The 17,080-nt window shown below is 60.7% G+C and carries 18 protein-coding genes; 9 read left to right on the forward strand and 9 right to left on the reverse strand.

Going from position 1 to position 17,080, the window contains the following annotated elements:
* Window positions 1-26 precede the first annotated feature (26 nt).
* Both GQX66_RS00635 and GQX66_RS00640 read left to right on the forward strand, forming a co-directional pair.
* The gene (locus GQX66_RS00635; RefSeq protein ID WP_240865087.1) at window positions 27-974 is read left to right on the forward strand and encodes a LysR family transcriptional regulator; all 948 of its coding nucleotides are present in this window, start codon (window positions 27-29) and stop codon (window positions 972-974) included.
* A 70-nt stretch (window positions 975-1,044) separates the two neighbouring features.
* Window positions 1,045-2,205, forward strand: coding sequence for a radical SAM protein (locus GQX66_RS00640; protein ID WP_085747469.1), 1,161 nt, complete (start codon window positions 1,045-1,047; stop codon window positions 2,203-2,205).
* Here the strand turns inward: GQX66_RS00640 and GQX66_RS00645 are convergent.
* Window positions 2,187-3,074 carry a LysR substrate-binding domain-containing protein gene (locus GQX66_RS00645; RefSeq protein WP_240865095.1) on the reverse strand — a complete coding sequence of 296 codons (888 nt, stop codon included), beginning with the start codon at window positions 3,072-3,074 and terminating at the stop codon, window positions 2,187-2,189. The genes GQX66_RS00640 and GQX66_RS00645 overlap by 19 nt on opposite strands.
* A 137-nt stretch (window positions 3,075-3,211) precedes the next feature.
* Here GQX66_RS00645 and GQX66_RS00650 point away from each other — a divergent pair, with 137 nt between their 5' ends.
* The 4 genes from GQX66_RS00650 to GQX66_RS00665 are packed head-to-tail and all read left to right on the forward strand — an operon-like array spanning window position 3,212 to window position 7,447.
* On the forward strand, window positions 3,212-4,264 hold the full coding sequence (locus GQX66_RS00650) for an agmatine deiminase family protein (RefSeq protein WP_240865096.1): 1,053 nt from the start codon (window positions 3,212-3,214) through the stop codon (window positions 4,262-4,264).
* 3 nt (window positions 4,265-4,267) lie between these two features.
* Window positions 4,268-5,176 (forward strand): N-carbamoylputrescine amidase, encoded by a 909-nt coding sequence (gene aguB, locus GQX66_RS00655; protein WP_085667193.1) that lies wholly within the window; start codon window positions 4,268-4,270, stop codon window positions 5,174-5,176.
* Between the two features lies 1 nt (window position 5,177).
* Window positions 5,178-6,281 (forward strand): extracellular solute-binding protein, encoded by a 1,104-nt coding sequence (locus GQX66_RS00660; protein WP_240865098.1) that lies wholly within the window; start codon window positions 5,178-5,180, stop codon window positions 6,279-6,281.
* Window positions 6,282-6,328: 47 nt separating this feature from the next.
* Window positions 6,329-7,447 carry an agmatine deiminase family protein gene (locus GQX66_RS00665; RefSeq protein ID WP_240865101.1) on the forward strand — a complete coding sequence of 373 codons (1,119 nt, stop codon included), beginning with the start codon at window positions 6,329-6,331 and terminating at the stop codon, window positions 7,445-7,447.
* Window positions 7,448-7,456: 9 nt separating this feature from the next.
* Here GQX66_RS00665 and GQX66_RS00670 read toward each other — a convergent pair whose 3' ends face one another.
* From GQX66_RS00670 to GQX66_RS00690, 5 genes are all read right to left on the reverse strand, one after another.
* On the reverse strand, window positions 7,457-8,119 hold the full coding sequence (locus tag GQX66_RS00670) for a glutathione S-transferase family protein (protein WP_102717432.1): 663 nt from the start codon (window positions 8,117-8,119) through the stop codon (window positions 7,457-7,459).
* A gap of 30 nt (window positions 8,120-8,149) precedes the next feature.
* The gene (locus GQX66_RS00675) at window positions 8,150-8,557 is read right to left on the reverse strand and encodes a RidA family protein (RefSeq protein ID WP_102686728.1); all 408 of its coding nucleotides are present in this window, start codon (window positions 8,555-8,557) and stop codon (window positions 8,150-8,152) included.
* Between the two features lie 31 nt (window positions 8,558-8,588).
* A complete protein-coding gene (locus GQX66_RS00680; RefSeq protein ID WP_127797871.1) occupies window positions 8,589-8,966 on the reverse strand; it encodes a hypothetical protein in 378 nt (125 codons plus the stop codon).
* Window positions 8,963-9,469 carry a PaaI family thioesterase gene (locus tag GQX66_RS00685; RefSeq protein ID WP_240865102.1) on the reverse strand — a complete coding sequence of 169 codons (507 nt, stop codon included), beginning with the start codon at window positions 9,467-9,469 and terminating at the stop codon, window positions 8,963-8,965. Before GQX66_RS00685 ends, GQX66_RS00680 begins: the two co-directional genes overlap by 4 nt.
* 113 nt (window positions 9,470-9,582) lie before the next feature.
* Window positions 9,583-9,867, reverse strand: coding sequence for a DUF4880 domain-containing protein (locus tag GQX66_RS00690; protein ID WP_085747460.1), 285 nt, complete (start codon window positions 9,865-9,867; stop codon window positions 9,583-9,585).
* A 214-nt stretch (window positions 9,868-10,081) separates the two neighbouring features.
* Between GQX66_RS00690 and GQX66_RS00695 the strand changes: the two genes are divergently transcribed.
* The gene (locus GQX66_RS00695) at window positions 10,082-11,992 is read left to right on the forward strand and encodes a tyrosine-protein phosphatase (protein ID WP_240865108.1); all 1,911 of its coding nucleotides are present in this window, start codon (window positions 10,082-10,084) and stop codon (window positions 11,990-11,992) included.
* A 29-nt stretch (window positions 11,993-12,021) separates the two neighbouring features.
* On the opposite strand, the gene GQX66_RS00700 is transcribed toward GQX66_RS00695, so the two are convergent.
* The 3 genes from GQX66_RS00700 to GQX66_RS00710 form a co-directional block, all read right to left on the reverse strand.
* Window positions 12,022-12,990 (reverse strand): AraC family transcriptional regulator, encoded by a 969-nt coding sequence (locus GQX66_RS00700; RefSeq protein ID WP_240865110.1) that lies wholly within the window; start codon window positions 12,988-12,990, stop codon window positions 12,022-12,024.
* Between the two features lie 124 nt (window positions 12,991-13,114).
* Window positions 13,115-14,791, reverse strand: a complete 1,677-nt coding sequence (locus tag GQX66_RS00705; protein WP_085611854.1) for an MFS transporter — start codon at window positions 14,789-14,791, stop codon at window positions 13,115-13,117.
* A gap of 230 nt (window positions 14,792-15,021) precedes the next feature.
* Window positions 15,022-15,405 carry a DUF6124 family protein gene (locus GQX66_RS00710; RefSeq protein WP_011333803.1) on the reverse strand — a complete coding sequence of 128 codons (384 nt, stop codon included), beginning with the start codon at window positions 15,403-15,405 and terminating at the stop codon, window positions 15,022-15,024.
* Window positions 15,406-15,869: 464 nt separating this feature from the next.
* Between GQX66_RS00710 and GQX66_RS00715 the strand changes: the two genes are divergently transcribed.
* Window positions 15,870-16,301, forward strand: a complete 432-nt coding sequence (locus tag GQX66_RS00715; protein WP_240865112.1) for a DNA methylase — start codon at window positions 15,870-15,872, stop codon at window positions 16,299-16,301.
* On the forward strand, window positions 16,298-17,029 hold the full coding sequence (locus GQX66_RS00720; RefSeq protein ID WP_240865113.1) for a DUF72 domain-containing protein: 732 nt from the start codon (window positions 16,298-16,300) through the stop codon (window positions 17,027-17,029). The genes GQX66_RS00715 and GQX66_RS00720 overlap by 4 nt, the downstream gene beginning before the upstream one ends.
* Window positions 17,030-17,080 lie beyond the last annotated feature (51 nt).

Consider the following 17,080-nt stretch of genomic DNA (forward strand, 5'->3'; position numbering starts at 1 on the left):
AATCGAGCCGCTATCAGAGGTGGGATATGGACCGTTTTGACGCGATGCAAGCCTTCGCCCGGGTGGTGGAGGCGGGCAGTTTCACCAAGGCTGCCGAAACCCTGCACATGAGCAAGACCACCGTGACCCAGCTCGTCCAGCAACTGGAGGCGCGGCTGCGGGTCAAGTTGCTCAACCGCACCACGCGCAAGGTCAATGCCACGGCGGACGGCGCGGCCTATTACGAGCGGGTGATCAAGTTGCTGGCGGACATGGACGACGCCGAGACCAGTCTTCCCGGTGCGGCGGCGCAGCCCAAGGGACGCTTGCGGGTCGATGTGCCCAGCCCCTTGGCCAATCTGATTCTGGTGCCGGCGCTGCCCGAGTTTTACGCGCGCTACCCGGAGATTCAGATCGACATGGGCGTCAGTGACCGGATCGTCGACATCATCGATGAAAACGTCGATTGCGTTATCCGTGGCGGGGAGCTGCGCGATCAGTCACTGATGGCCCGGAAGGTGGCGGATCTTCAGCTTGGCGTGTACGCCGCGCCGAGTTATCTGGCCCGCGCCGGCACCCCGATGCATCCCCGTGAGCTGGAAAACAGCCATCACCGGGTGGTCGGTTTTCTTTGGGCGCGCACCGGCAGACCGGTGCCTTACGCCTTGCGCAATGCCACGGAGAACCTGCTGATCAAGGGCCGGCATGTTCTGGCGGTCGATGATGGCAACGCCTATCTGGCGGCAGGCCTTGCCGGTCTGGGTGTGCTCTGGCTGCCGAGTTACATGTCGGCGGAGCATGAGGCCCGAGGTGAGTTGGTTGCACTGTTCGAGGGCTGGGCGCTTGACCCGATGCCGCTGTACGTTGCGTACCCGCCGAACAGGCATATCAGCCAAAAGCTACGGGTATTTATCGATTGGATCGTGGAATTGATGGCCACGCGTGCCAATGGCGCGGAACTTGCTGACCGCGCTCACGGACTGTCAAAAAAATAGCGAATATCGGCGATCAATAAAGTCGGCAAGTCTGGATGCACCGCTATTCAATCAAGGAGCTTCACTCGCAATGAATATGTACATCGATATTGTCGGCGCGTGCAATTTGAGCTGCCCCTCGTGTCCGATGGGCAACTCGGAAAACGTCAACTTCAAGAAAGCCATGCAAGTTGACATGTTCAGGAAGATCGTCGAGAAGGCCCGAAGCGAAGGGGTCGAGTCGATTTTTCTGTATAACTGGACCGAGCCGTTGATCCACCCGCGCATCGGCGAGTTTGTCGAGATCATCAATGCCGCCGGTTTGCAGAGCGGTATCAGTTCCAATTTGAATCTGGCGAAAAACATGGAGACGGCGATGCTCGCCAATCCATGGTTCTTCCGTATCTCGCTGTCCGGGTTTTATCAGCAGACGTACGAGCAAGGGCACGTAGGCGGCGACATTGAAGTCGTCAAGGCCAACATGATCAAACTGCATGAGCTCAAGCAGCAACATGGCTTGAACACGCGGATCGAGGTCTACTACCACCGCTACCTCGACAACATGGAAGAAGAAGGGCTGATGCGCGAATTCAGCCAGCGTCTGGGCTTCGAGTTCTCGACCGGGTATTCAGTGATGATGCCGCTGGAGAAGACGCTGGCGCTGATCGAGCGCGACCCGTCGGTGACCGACACTGATCGCGAGACCCTGCAGCGACTCGCGTTGCCACCCTTCGACGACCTGGTCAATCTGGTTCGCCATTATCCGAAGCAGGCATGCGGGCTCAAGGATGACTGGCTCGTGCTCGACTGCAATGGCAACACCATCCTGTGTTGTTCCATTTTCAATCAGACCGAATATCAGGTGGGCAAGTACCTTGATATGCCGCTGGCACAACTGACCAGGCTCAAGTCCACCCAGCCGAACTGCGTCGACATGTGCAATCGCTGTGCGAACAACGGATTGCACATCTACTCGGGGCACTCCAATCAGGGACCGCTGCAGAGCCACGCCGTCAACCGGATTATCGACTTCCAGCGACGCACGATCATGGGCTTGCCGATCGAGAGTGACAGGCTCGGGCGCAGTGGTGAAGTCAGTGCCGAACACTTTGACGAAGCGCAATATCTGGAGCTGAACCAGGACGTCAGAAATGCGATTTCCGCCGGGGCGTTCACCAGCGGTTATCAGCATTACGTACTGTTCGGGCGGCTGGAAGGCCGGCCGGGCGCAGGTCATTTGACGGCCGTCTGAGCCGGCGGCTCGGGTTCTGCCATTTGAGTTGAAAGCCATTGACTGAAGCATCGCGCCATCGGGTCGTTCTCGCTGTCGCGGTGCGTCAGCATCGCCCAGTTCGGGCCGCGAATGGTTTGCTCCACCAGTGGCTGCAACAGCCCGTTTTGCTGCGCCTGACGGCTGAGCAGCTGACTGACCAGCGCAATCCCCAGACCTGAACACGCCGCGTCCAACAACAGGCCCGGATCAGAGAAATTCAGGCCCTGATCCTGCTGGCCGACATCGATCCCCGATTCCACCGCCCAATGGCTCCAGTCCATTTCCCGCTCGCCGTGCAGCGTCGTCCGCTGGGCGCTCGGCACGCTTAACAAGCTTGGATGACACGCGGGGTAGAGGCGGTCGGCATGCAGCACCTTGAAGCTGCATTCAGCCTGCGAACTGATGTCGTCGCGCACCGCCAGATCGATGGTCTGGGTCGCCATGTCCGGCACTTCATCGGTGCTGAAAATCCACAGGTCCACATTCGGATGCTGACGGCGGAAATCCCCCAGTCGCGGCAGCAACCAGTGCCGGGCAAACGCCGGCGTGGTGTTGAGCACCAGTTGATTGGGTTTCTGATATTGCCCCAGCCGCCGGATGCCCACCGACAGTTGCTGCAACATCGCCTGAGTGGTGCTGAGCAGATCGTGGCCGGCGTCGGTCAGGCTGACGCTGCGCCCGCTGCGGAAAAACAGCGGCTGTTCCAGATACGCCTCAAGGCTGCGGATCTGCTGGCTGATGGCCGATTGCGTGAGGCTCAGTTCCTCGGCGGCCTTGTGAAAGCTGCCCAGCCTTGCGGCGGCTTCGAAGCCGCGCAACGAGCTGAGGGGTGGCCAGTGTTTCAGCATGATCGATAAGTTCCTCTAATCAGTTTTCCGCTAAATCCATCGTTTGTTTGCCCTTAAGGCCGCCATTAGCATGCACGTCAACGCCGCCAAGGCTGTTTTCATTGAACACAATCGCTTAACTCAAAGGGCTTTTTACCATGCAGCAGAACAAAAACAACAACAGCGGTTGGATGATGCCGGCAGAGTGGGTGAAGCACGCGGCGACCTGGATGGTCTGGCCACACAATCAGGCCCTGTGGGAGTCGGGCTGGGGCGTCACCTTGCCGTTGGTGCAGGAAGATTTCGCCCGCGTCGCCAATGCCATCGCCCGTTTCGAACCGGTGAAAATGGTTGTCGATCCGTCGGCCATCGCCCGTGCCAAAGCCTTGTGCGGACCGAACATCGAACTGATTCCACTGGCCGTCAACGACAGCTGGTGCCGCGACTCCGGCCCAAGCTTCGTGGTTCACCCGGAGCAAGGTCTGGCCGGGGTGAGCTGGCGCTTCAACGCCTGGGGCGGCAAGTCGGCCCATGATCTGGACGAAAGTCTGGCCCGCCGAGTGCTCAATCATTTGGGCGGCGAATGCTTCGGCACCGCGCTGAGTAACGAAGGAGGCGCGATCCACGTTGACGGCGAGGGCACGTTGATCACCACCGAATCGGTTCTGCTCAATCCCAATCGCAACCCCGGCGTGAGCAAGGCCGAGATGGAAGAAATCTTCAGCCGCCTGCTTGGCGTGAAGAAAACCATCTGGCTGCCGGGCGATCCGGATTACGTCACGGGTGACATGACCGACGGCCACGTCGATGGCGTCTGCGCCTTCGCCCGACCTGGCGTGTTGCTGGTGGACGCGACTCACGATCGCAGCTCGGTGTACGCCGAAGTCGTGCGGGAAAACCGCCGCGCACTGGAGCTGGCCACCGACGCCCGGGGCCGCAAATTCGAGCTGATCGAGCTGTACGAAGCCACCGATGCGGTGGACACCGAAGCCGAAGTGTTCTGCGCCTCTTACACCAACTTCTACATCGCCAACGGCGCGATCATCATGCCGGCGTACGGCATCGAGGCCGACCATGTCGCGGCAGAAACCCTGGCCAAGGCGTTCCCGGGCCGCGAAGTAGTGCCGGTGCAGATCAATCATCTGGCTCACGGTGGCGGCGGTGTGCACTGCATCACCCAGCAACAGCCAGCCTGGCCGGTGGAGGGTTGATCGATGACGTTGCTCAAAGTCGCCACCACCCAGATGCCGTGCACCTGGGACCTGAAAAGCAACCTCGACCGCGCCGAGCAGTTGGTGCGTGAAGCGGCCGCGCAGGGCGCGCAAGTGATCCTGTTGCAGGAGCTGTTCGCCACGCCGTATTTCTGCATCGAGCAGAGTCACCATCACATGGCGCTGGCCGAGGAGTACCGCGACAGTCAGGTGCTGTCGCGTTTCGCCGCGCTGGCCCGCGAACTGGGCGTGGTGCTGCCGCTGAGCTGGTACGAGAAGGCCGGCAACGCCTACTTCAATTCCCTGAGCGTGGCGGATGCCGACGGGCGCCTGTTAGGCGTGTACCGCAAGACCCACATCCCCAACGCCATCGGCTATCAGGAGAAGGAATATTTCAGCCCCGGCGACACTGGTTTCAAAGTCTGGGACACCGCGTTCGGTCGCCTCGGCGTGGGCATCTGCTGGGATCAGTGGTTCCCGGAAACCGCACGTTGCCTGGCCTTGATGGGCGCCGAAGTGCTGCTGTTCCCGACCGCCATCGGCTCGGAACCGGGCTGCGCGGATCTGGATTCGAGGGACCACTGGCAGATGACCATGCGCGGCCACGCGGCTGCCAACCTGCTGCCGGTGATCGCTTCCAACCGGGTTGGCCGCGAAGTGGCCGGCACCGATGCGGCACTGCAAATGAATTTCTACGGCTCGTCGTTCATCTGCAACCACAAGGGAAAAATGCTCGCCGAAGCCGATCGCGCCAGCACCGGTGTTTTGGTGCAAAGCCTGGATCTGGCAGCCATGCGTGAAGATCGCCTGAGCTGGGGCATCTACCGCGACCGCCGCCCGGAAATGTACGGCGCATTGTTGAGCCAGGACGGCCGTCACCTTAACGCCCGCTGGAATCCTCAAGGAGTCTGATATGCATACCCCGAACAAGTGGTTGCTGGGCGCTCTGGGCCTGGCGCTGGCTGGTCTGATGCCGGCCGTACACGCCGAAGACAAGACCCTGCGGCTGTACAACTGGGCGGATTATTTCGCTGAAGACACGTTGAGCAAATTCACCGCCGAAACCGGGATCAAGGTCATCTACGACGTGATGGACGGCAGCGAAACCCTGGAAGCCAAGATGCTTTCCGGTGGCAGCGGCTACGACCTGATCTTCCCCGGCGACACTGTGGCCGAACGGCTGATGCGCGCCGGCAGCCTGTTGCCGCTGGATCCTTCGAAGATCACCGCGATGAACGATATCGAATCGGGCCTGCAAAAACTGCGCAGCCATTACGAGCATTCGAACAAGGCCACCGTGCCGTACACCTGGGGCACCATCGGCCTGACCTATAACGCCGAGCAGATCAAACAGCGCATGGCCGACGCCCCGGTCAACAGCCTCGACATGCTGTTCAAACCGGAACTGGCGGCCAAATTTGCCGATTGCGGGATTTCGATGATCGACTCGCCGGACGAAGTGCTGGCCGTGGTGCTCAATTATCTGGGCCGCGACCCGCGCAGCGCCAAGCCTGCGGATCTGGCGGCGGCCAGTGACTTGCTGATGAAGCTGCGGCCGTACATCCGCAAGTTCCAGTCGCAACCGGTGACCGATCTGGTCAACGGCAACCTGTGCCTGTCCCTCGGCTATAGCGGCGACATGACCCAGGCTCAGCGCACCTCGGACAGCGCCGGCAAGCAGACCCGCTTCCAGTACCGCGTGCCGCGCGAAGGCACCACGGTGTGGATGGACACCATGGCCATTCCGGTCGATGCCAAACATCCGGAATACGCCTACGAATTCATCAACTTCGTGATGCGCCCGGAGAACATGGCCGCGATCAGCAATTTCACCGGTTACCCGACCTCCAACGCCAAGGCCCGGCCAAACGTGGATGAGGCGATGCGCAACAACCCGGACATCTACCTCGACGAAGCGACCTATGCTCGTCTGATACCGGGCAAGGATATTCCCCAGGCCGACATGCGCGCCCGCATGCGCACCTGGACCAAGTTCAAGACCGCCACTGCACAGTGATTTTTCCGGGCCGCCCCGGCGGCCCCTTACACATCAGGAACGTACACATGCCGACTCGTCGCGAGTTCATCAAACAGGTTTCAGTCGCCGCCGGTGTAGGCGCTGCCGTCATGGGCCTCGGCCTGTCACCGGCGCGCGTGCTGGCGGCCAGTGAAGGTCGCTGGTTCATGCCCGACGAGGGCGATAAGCACGAGCGCGCCTACATGGCCTTTGGTGCGCAGGACGCGATCTGGGAAGACTTCACCGAAGACGTCCAGGAAGCGCTGGGCCGGATCGCCCGCGCCATCGCCCGTTACGAACCGCTGACCATCTATTGCCGCAGCGGCGAACGCAGCCTGGCCGAAGAGATCTGCGGCACCTCCAACATCACCTACCAGATCGCCAACCTCGACGACATCTGGATGCGTGACATCAGCGCCAACTTCGTCATCGACGACAAAAACGGACTCGGCGCCGTGGACTTCAACTTCAGCGGCTGGGGCAACAAGCAGCAGCACTCTAAAGACGCGAAGATCGCCAAGCGCGTGGCGGCCGATGCGCAGGCGACCTACCAGCGCAGTGAACTGGTGGGCGAGGGCGGCGGCATCGAAGTCGACGGCCACGGCACCGCGATCATGACCGAAAGCTGCTGGATCAACGAAAACCGCAACCCCGGCTGGAGCAAGGCTGACGTCGAGGCGGAACTGAAAGCACGCCTCGGTCTGCGCAAGATCATCTGGCTGCCGGGCATCAAGAGCAAGGACATCACCGATGCCCACGTCGATTTCTATGCGCGCTTCGTCACGCCCGGCGTGGTGATCGCCAACCTCGACACCGATCCGCGCTCCTACGACAACAAGGTCACCCTGGCGCACCTGGAAATCCTGAAGAAAGCCACCGACGCCGACGGTCGTCCGTTGCAGATCCACACCGTTTCGCCACCGCTGAAGCCGCGCAACACCAAATTCAACAAGGACAACGACGATTTCGCGGCCGGTTACATCAACTATTTCGTGATCAACGGCGCGGTGATCGCTCCGGAGTTCGGCGACAAGGACGCCGACAAGAAGGCCTTCGACCTGCTGAAAAAGCTCTACCCGAACCGCGACGTGGTGCAGATCAACATCGACGCCATCGCGGCCGGTGGTGGCGGGATTCACTGCGTGACCAGTCACCAGCCGGCGTGAGGCCGAGCCTCAGCGGAAACGTTGGGGCAGGGCCTCGGCAAAGGGATAGAAGTCGAACCACGGTTTAGCTTCTTCGATGACCCGACTGAACGACGGGCGCTGCACCAGCCGTTCGAAATAGGCGCTCAGCCGCGGTTGTTCGGCGGCGAACGGCACCAGCGTGCTGGCATAGAACAGGGCCGGTGCGGCGGAGCAATCGGCCAGGCTGAAATCCGCGCTGGCGATCCATTCGCGGTCGGCCAGTTGCTGTTCGAGCATGCCGTACGCCGTGGCCAGCAGCGCTCGCTGACTGCTCAGGTCGCCATTGGCGGACTGGATGCGGTCGGCGACGATCTGCTGCATCGGCGTCATCACGTAATGGTCGAAAAACCGGTCCCATAGACGCACGTCCAGTGCGGTCTCCCAGTCTTCGGGAATCAGTCGTTGCGACTGCCCCGGTTGATGATCCAGGTACTCGATGATCACGCTCGATTCCGGCACCGTGCGCTGGCGCGCGTGATCGCGCAGCACCGGGAATTTGACCAGCGGCCACAATGCTTGAAGCTCGGCCCGTTCGGCTTCGCTGGACAGGTCGATCAAGCGTTTTTCGAACGCGACGCTGTGTTCGTAGAGGGCGATCAGCGCCTTGTGGCAGTAGGACGACAATGGGTGGTAATAGAGGGTCAAGTTCATGGTTTAACACCTCGATGTGGGGCAATGGCGTTACTCAGGTATAGCGCGCCTGCGCACGGCCACGCATTTGATTTCCACCAGCAGCCCCGGATGGGCCAGTTCGCTGACGCCGATGCAAGTCCAGGCGCAGAAGCCCTTGGGGAACACGCGGTTTTTCACTTCGCGAAACACCGGCATGTGTTGGCTCATGTCGACGTGATAGGTGGTCATCTCCACCACATCGTCGAAGGTGCAGCCACCGGCCTTCAGCACTTCGTCGAGGTTTTCCCAGGCACGAATGAACTGTTGCTCGGGGTCTTCGATGACCTTCAAGTCAGCCGTCCGGCCCACCTGGCCGGCGCAGTAAAGCGTGTCGCCGACCAGAACCGCCGGCGCGTAACCGGCGCGTTCGACGATGGTTTTCATGGAGTCGGGGATGATGATTTTGCGATCGGGCATGGCCGGGGCTCCAGGTAAACGGTAAGTCGGGTCACTTCGCGCGAAAGTACCGGATCAGGTTGATCGATTGCGTGAATACCGCATATACCACTGCTGCGATCATTAGCCCGGCGATGACCAGGGCAATAGTATTGACACCTGTGATGAGCAGAATGTAGATCGACAACGCGAGTATCAACACGACATAACTGGCAAGCGTCTGTTTGAAGTACGCCAGCAGCAGCGGCACGACGATCACTACCAGAGAGTGAAAGGCCACCCCAAACCAGATGTCGATAATCATCTGATCAAAATCACCGCCCGCTTGTGCCAGGGCCAGCAAATACGAATTCGTCAGCCACTCCAGCTTGCCAACCACCATCACGCTGATCGCGATAATCACCACAATGTTTATTGCTCGGTTACTCATTGATCTTCATTCCGTCCATGCGCCGCCGCTGCCAACTGCTCGGTATCCACTCGCACAAACACCGAATCGCCCACTGCCGTGAGCACATCCCCGGCGTAGACCTCGCAGATCACTCGGGTCTTACGCCCGACTTCACCTTCGACTTTAGCCTTCAGCGTCAGCGGCACGCCCATCGGCGTCGGTTTGATGAACTTGATGCCGAGGTTGCCGGTGACGCAGTTGATGCGCGGCAGGCTTTCGGGTTCGCGTTGCTCGGTCCGATAGTGATAAGCCATCGCCGTCCAGTTGGAATGGCAGTCCACCAGCATCGCGATCAAACCGCCGTAGACCAGCTCCGGCCAGCCGCAGTATTTGGCCTCGGGCACGTGCTCGGCCATGACGTGCACGCCGTCTTCGTGCCAGAAGCTCTTGATGTGCAAACCGTGTGGGTTGCTGCTGCCGCAGCCGAAGCAGACGCCCTCGGGGGCGGCGGTGTCTTGCAGGGAGGTGTCGTGGGTGGACATGCGGGGTCATCCTTAAACTGTTAGCCGAACCGCGCGGATTCTAACCTTGATTCAAGGACAAAAAGTTGCTTCGAGTGGGGCGCACTGCTGTTTGCGTCGATCCCGGTGCAGGGCTAATTACGCTGCGCCAGATTGCGTTGAAACTCTTCGAAGCTGCACGGCAGGGTCAAGGCCTTGCGCTTTTTCGACTTTTCGCGCTCGTCCGGCAGTTGATCGCTCAATTCCCAGACCTCAAGCATCTTCGCGTATTCGAAGGCGTGGCGCGGGCTGATCTGAATCCACTGCTGAAATGCCTGACGCTCGTCAGGGGTGCAGCTGTCGTCTTGCAGACGCAGGCACCAGTGCGCCGCTTGATTGAGGATTTCATCATCGGCGTCTTGAGGGCTTTGGAGGTTCATTGACTGCTTCCAGGATGGCCGGAGAGGGCACTTTACCCTGCCTCTTGCAAAAAAAACGTCAAATATCGGCAGGGATTTAGCCCGTTTGACGGACAGAACGCGCAGCCGAAGGACAGATCGCGCCGGGATTGGCTGTCTTCGACGTTTTGTCATATTCAGTCACATTACCTTGCAGATAGTGGGCAGCCCAACCGGTTTTCAATGAGGCTGCATCGTGTTTCCACGTTTTCTGTGTTCGCTGTCCGTGTTGAGTCTGTCCATCGCCGCCGTCCACGCGGCCGACCTTGATACCCCGCGCCTGCAAGGCATCGACAACTTCCGCGATATCGCCGGTATTACCACGGCTTACTCCACGACCCATGACGGCACCATGCGCGCCGGTGTGTTCTACCGCTCCAACGCGCTGACGCCGACAGCGTCGGACCTGGCGACCCTCAACGGTCTGGGGATCAAGTCGGTGTACGACCTGCGCACGCCCAGCGAAATTGCCAGCACGCCGGACACGATGCCAAGCGGTGCGACCTACCAGAACATCGACATCATCGGCAGCACCACCTCCGGCGCGAACATCACCACCGTGTCGTTCAAAAGCGCGGCCGAAGCGACTGCGATGATGCAAGAGACCAACCGTGCGTTTGTCAGCGACGCCGGCATGCGCGGGCAGTTGGGCGTGCTGTTCAACGAACTGGCCGGCGTCGACGGCGCCGTGCTGTTCCATTGCACCGCCGGCAAGGATCGCACCGGCTGGACGGCCGCTGTGCTGCAAAGCATCGCCGGGGTCGACAACGCGACGATCATGAGCAACTACCTGGCGACCAACGACTACACCGCCGACCGCGTTGCCAAGACCCTGGCGATGATGCCGCCGAGCATGGCCGCGATCTACGCGCCGCTGCTGGGTGTCGAGGCGAGTTATCTGCAAGCGGGCCTCGATCAGGTGGCCGCGCAGTACGGCAGCATGGACAACTACCTCAAGCAGGGGCTGGGTCTGTCCCAGGAAACCATCTATGTGCTGCGCGGCAAAATGGTCGAGTACAACAGCCTGCCCGGTCAGGCATTGCTGATCGGCAACGCCGCCGCTGGTGCGCAACTGCTGCAGGAATTGCAGAACAGCAAACTCTCGGGCACTTACAGCGCCTACAACTACTACCTGCAATCGGCCATCGACGCCGGCACTCTGGGCGGTGTCGAGTCCACGGTCGGCGGTCAGGTGCACGCCGATGCGGCCAGTTACCTGCTGCGTCAGAACGCAATGATCGAGCAGGCCGCCGCGCCGTTCGCCAGCGGCACTGACCTCAAGGTCGGCCATTACCGCTTGTGGAGCACCGCGCTCGCCGGTTACCTGGGCACCGACGGTTCGGCCCATGCGCAAAGCAGCAACGAACACAGTCAGGGCCTGATGGTTGGCGTCACTCAGCGCTTCTCCGAACAATTCAGCGCTCGCGGCGGCATCGGTTACAGCAAAGGTTCGGTGGGCGGCGCAGGTGGCGAGGCAGATACCGATTTCACCTTCCTCGACCTTGGCGCCCGTTATGGATTCACCAGCCTGCAACGTGGGCTGTTTGTCGATGCCAACCTCAGCGCCGGTTACGTCGACTACGACAGTAAGCGCGACCTCGGCGGCGGCTTGGGTTCGGCGAAGGGCGACACCAACGGTAATCTCAGCGGCGCCACGTTGGCACTCGGTTATCGGATGCCGCTGAACACTGTGATTCTGGAGCCGAGCCTCGGCGTGCGCGTCAGCCGTCTGGACCTGTCGGGCTTCCAGGAGAAGGGCAGCGAATTGGCGCTCAATGTGGACGACATTCAAGAAACCCGCCGCAGTGCGGTGGCCAATCTCGACGTCTCGTTCGCCCCGATGCCGATGGGCGCGTGGCAACTGGTGCCGGGCGTGCGGGTCGGTTACGAGCATGTGCTGGGCGATCATCAGGTCGACAGCGAGGGCCATCTGCTGGGGCTGGATATCGAGCAGCGCGCGGCGTTCGACAACCGCGATCAGTTCAGCGGCGGCGTCAACCTGATGGCCAATCTCGGTGCTCTGAGCCTGGGCGCCGAAGTCGGTGCCAGCGGTGGCGGCGACAGCCACGGTTTCAGTGGCGGGCTCAAGGCCAGTTATCAGTTCTGACCAACTGACGTTTAAGACAAAGGACTGCCTCAGCGCAGTCCTTTTCGCATTTCTGCAGGGCTCACGCCATAGGCATCCTGAAAGTACTGGCAGAACCGGCCGACGTTGCTGAACCCGAATTGCAGGGCCACGTCGGTCACCGATGAAGATGGGCCTTGCTTCAACGCATCACAGGCACGCTCCAGGCGTACTTGGCGCTGATACGCGACAATCGAGGTGCCGACGAACCGCCGGAAACCTTCCTGCAACGCCCGCAAACTGACGTTCACCAACCCCGCCAGATCCGTCCCGCTGACCATCTGCTCGGGATGCGCCTGAATATACTCGATGGCCCGCTTCACATGCCGTGGTGCAATCAACGCCTCGGGGCGGCGCAAGGCCTCGCTGAAGTTGTGCGGCCAGGCTTCCAGCACCGCGTCCACCAGCATTTCCCGCAGGCGCGACGGCATCAGCGAACCGGCGTTCAACAGTAGGTCGAACTCGGTGCCGGTCGCCAGATCGATCAGCGCACGAATGCCCTGAAACGCCGGGCTGTTCAGATCCACCCTCGGCTCGAAATGCAGCTTGTGCACGATCGGTTTGCCCAGCAGGGTCGACAGCCGTTCGGTGAGCGCCGCACGGCTGATCGACATGCCGTGCTGGGCATGATTGTCGATAAAACGCATCGAACGCAGGTCAGCCTTGTCGATGGCCAACCCCACATCGCTCAGCCCCACGGATTCATGGTTGAACACGATCTTGCCGGCAGTGGGAATGACGAAAGTGATTTCATCGAACGGCTCGGGGAAGGCGACGGTGAAATCGCCCCGGTAATGCATGCGCCGGAAACTCACGCCTTCATACCGTCCGTAAACGCCGCCAATGATGATGTCTTTGGGCGGCGGTGGTGTGTCGCCATAACGGTTGCCGAACATTCGCGAGAACAGGGCGCCGAAGTCGTCACTGGCCATGTTGTCGGATCGCAGGATGAGGGTCTGGCGCGTCGGGCTTGAGTACACCGGGAGGGTCACCTTGGTGGTCGGGGCATCGGGGCGCGAGGACGTTACCAAGGGAGAATGACGCCGATGTGACAACGTTCGATGCTGTGCGTGAACGCCACGCACAGCATCGAGCGAAGTCATTTCAGGTGTGATGAATGTCCCGATCCTTGGTCTCCGGCATGAAGAAGATCCCGAGAATCGCCGTCATCACCGCAATCACGATCGGGTACCACAAGCCGTAGTAGATGTCCCCGGTGGCCGCAACCATCGCAAACGCCACGGTCGGCAGGAACCCGCCAAACCAGCCGTTGCCGATGTGGTACGGCAGCGACATCGAGGTGTAGCGGATGCGCGCCGGGAACAGCTCCACCAGCCATGCGGCAATCGGGCCGTAGACCATGGTCACGTAGATCACGAGGATGGTCAGCAGCAGCAAGACCATCGGGTAATTGGTTTTGGCCGGGTCGGCTTTTTCCGGGTAACCGGCTTCTTTCAGCGCGGCGCCGAGGCTGGCAGTGAACGCGTCGTTACGGGTCTTGAAGTCGGCGGCCGGCAGGGTCGTGCCTTCGAAGCTTTCGATGACCTTGTCGCCGATGCGCACCTGAGCCACGGTGCCCGGTTCCGCCACCACGTTTTCATACGGGATCGCCCGTTTGGCGAGGATGGTTTTCGCCAGATCGCACGAGCTGGTGAATTTGGCCTTGCCCACCGGATCGAACTGGAACGAGCACTGGTCGGGGTTGGCGATCACTTTGACCGGGTTCTTCTCCTGGGCGACGAACACGTCGGGGTTACCGTACTGAGTCAGCGCATGGAAGATCGGGAAGTAGGTCACCGCCGCCAAAATGCACCCGGCCATGATGATGCCCTTGCGCCCGATGCGGTCGGACAGGCTGCCGAAGATCACGAAGAACGGGGTACCGATCAGTAGTGAACCGGCGATCAGCAGGTTGGCGGTCTGCGGGTCGATCTTCAGGGTTTGCAGCAGGAAAAACAGCGCGTAGAACTGCCCGGTGTACCAGACCACCGCTTGGCCGGCGGTGCCGCCAAGCAAGGCCATGATCACGATTTTCAGATTGTCCCAACGGGCGAAGGACTCGGTCAGCGGGGCTTTCGACGACTTGCCTTCTTCCTTCATTTTCTTGAACACCGGCGACTCGTTCAGTTGCAACCGGATGTACACCGAGACCGCCAGCAGCAGGATCGACAGCAGGAACGGAATCCGCCATCCCCAGGCCTCGAACGCTTCGGTACCCAGCGCCGTGCGGCAAGCCAGAATCACCAGCAACGACATAAACAGGCCCAGGGTCGCGGTGGTCTGAATCCATGACGTGAAATAACCGCGTTTGCCCTTCGGCGCATGCTCGGCCACATACGTTGCCGCGCCGCCGTATTCACCGCCCAGCGCCAGGCCTTGCAGCAGGCGGAGGGTAATCAGAATGATCGGCGCCGCGACCCCGATGGTCGCGTAACCGGGCAAGAACCCGACAATCGCCGTCGATACACCCATGATCACGATCGTGATCAGAAACGTGTGCTTGCGCCCGATCATGTCACCCAGTCGCCCAAACACAATCGCCCCGAACGGGCGCACCGCAAAACCGGCGGCAAAGGCGAGCAGGGCGAAGATAAACGCCGTGGTCTCGTTCACCCCGGCAAAGAAGTGCTTGGCGATGATCGCCGCCAGGGAGCCGTAGAGGTAAAAGTCGTACCACTCGAACACCGTGCCGAGCGACGACGCAAAAATGACCTTGCGTTCCTCCCGGCTGACACTGTGGTGCGGGGCACTGCCTGTGGACATGCTGTCGAGTACTGCCATGGGTGTTCTCCGTCGTGCTTGTTTTTGTAGGCCGGAGCACTTCATCAACGTCGCGTACCCGAGGCCTGTGGCGGATGCCGGTTCAGGTATTTCGTGGAGCGTGCACAGAATCACCGCCCCGCGCGGGAGGGCGGGGTTTCATTGAGCATAATTGGGATTGGGGGGATATCCAGTGGCGGGGATTGATCGACTGATGCAGGGGCGGCAGGAGAGACCTGCCGCCAAGGGTTTTATTCCGTCGGCACAACGTTATCCAGTACCTGATTCACCGCCAGTTCCGCCAGCATCACGATTTGCGCGATGCCCTGCGCGGTTTTGCGGTGGGGGCCTTGGAGGAGGTCGACGAAGTTGTTGAGCATGACGTTGGCCGAGCCCAGGGTTTCGACGGCATCGGCGAGCAGGGATTCGTTGTTGCTGGCCGGGTTGGCCTGGTAGAGGCGGTTGGGGTAGTAGGGCGCGGCCATCATGTGGGCTGATATCGGGCCGAGGTGGTAGTCGAGGGCGCGGTTGGCGGCTTCGTTGAATCTCTTGGAGTCAGGGCATTCGTAGGGGGAAGTTGGGTCGGTGATGCTGGACGGTTCGGTGACCGGAGGATTTGGCGTGACTTTGAACATGTTCATTCTTTTCCTGTTTTGACGCCGCCAGACCCGAGCTACTAAACAGGGGTGGTGGCAGCTGTGCGCAGGTTAGTAGACCGGGGAAAAGAAGAAAGCCGGCGTGCCCGGGGGCACCCTACGCACAGCCACCATCAAATACAGGTATGGGAATACCTGACTGACAGACACTTGTGCACTCTTCAAATACCAACGGGCTACTAAACCCGATCACTGCAAATCAGTGACCCGATCCAAGTTACCGGCCGACCCCAAGGCGCACAAGCCGGCGGATTCTGGCGCAGCGGTAGGCTCTGGCGCAAGGATTTGTAGGCATCCGGACGCATTCCGACATGTCTTTAAACGGCGTGATTCAAACCTGTTTATCGATCATCGCCCGACGAGGAGAAACCTGACGCTTTAAGCTCCAAAACCATTCGTCGCCAGCCCCGCACTCATCACGCCGCCCCTCGCTCAAAAGCTGCATGACCAAAACCATCAACGCCCAAGACTTGCACATCGACCTGCATCCGCTGAACGAATCAGCCTTGTTCAAATGGCTGCTCGCCAGTTTCCTGATGGGCAAACGAATCCAGGCCGAGATTGCCGCCGAAGCCTATCGAGTGATCGTTGAACGACACCAGCGGGATACGCCGCGCAAACTCGGCCATTGCACTCACCGCGAACTGGTGCGGATGCTCGGCGAGGCGCATTACGTGCGTTACGACGAAACCACCGCCGAGCGCCTGCTCGCGCTGGCTGCCAAACTGAATAAAGAATATGCCGGGCGGGTAATGAACATGGTCGAGGCGAGCGCCGGCCGCCAGGACTTCGAAAAACGTTTGCAAGCCTTCGAAGGGATCGGCCCGAAAACCGTGGAAATCTTTATGCGCGAAGCGGGCAAGGTGCTGTTTTGAGTGTGCCGTCGATCTTCATCGGTTGCGCCGGCTGGAGCTTGCCCCGGCAGCACTGGCCGGCCTTCCCGGAGCAGGGCACTCATCTGCAACGTTATGCCGCGCTGCTCAATGGCGTGGAAATCAACAGCTCCTTCTACCGTCCGCACAAACTGCAAACCTATGCCCGTTGGGCCGAGTCGGTGCCGGACGGGTTTCGTTTTTGCGTGAAGATGCCGAAGTCGATCAGCCATGAGCAACGTCTGCGGGACTGCGAGCGTGAGCTCGATGCATTTCTTGAACAGTGCTCAGGGCTAAGCGATCGCCTGGGTTGTCTGCTGCTGCAGTTGCCGCCGTCGCTGGCGTTCGACGAAGCGCTTGCTGAGGCCTTTTTGGTCGAGTTGCGCCAGCGTTATTCCGGGGCTGTGGTGCTTGAACCGCGTCACGAGTCCTGGGCCGCCGCCGAACTGCTGTTGATGGCATATCGCATCGCGCAAGCGGTGGTCGATCCCTCGCGAATCAGCACCGATGCGGGTCCGAGCGGCTGGCCCAACGTGCGTTATTGGCGCCTGCACGGTTCGCCGCGCATTTATTACAGCCCCTATGACTCGGCGTATCTGAAAACGCTCGCCGGTGATTTGCGGGTGGCGGCTGTCGATGGCGTCGAAACGTGGTGCATTTTCGACAACACCGCCAGCGGCGCGGCACTCGGCAATGCGCTGGAACTGCGGCGGATACTGGCGCAGGGCTGACACACCGCGTCGGGACTTCCAACCGGCGACCGGGTCTGTAAACTGGCCGCC

Source organism: Pseudomonas sp. B707 (genome assembly GCF_022496685.1).
In the GTDB taxonomy this organism is placed as follows: domain Bacteria; phylum Pseudomonadota; class Gammaproteobacteria; order Pseudomonadales; family Pseudomonadaceae; genus Aquipseudomonas; species Aquipseudomonas paraglycinae.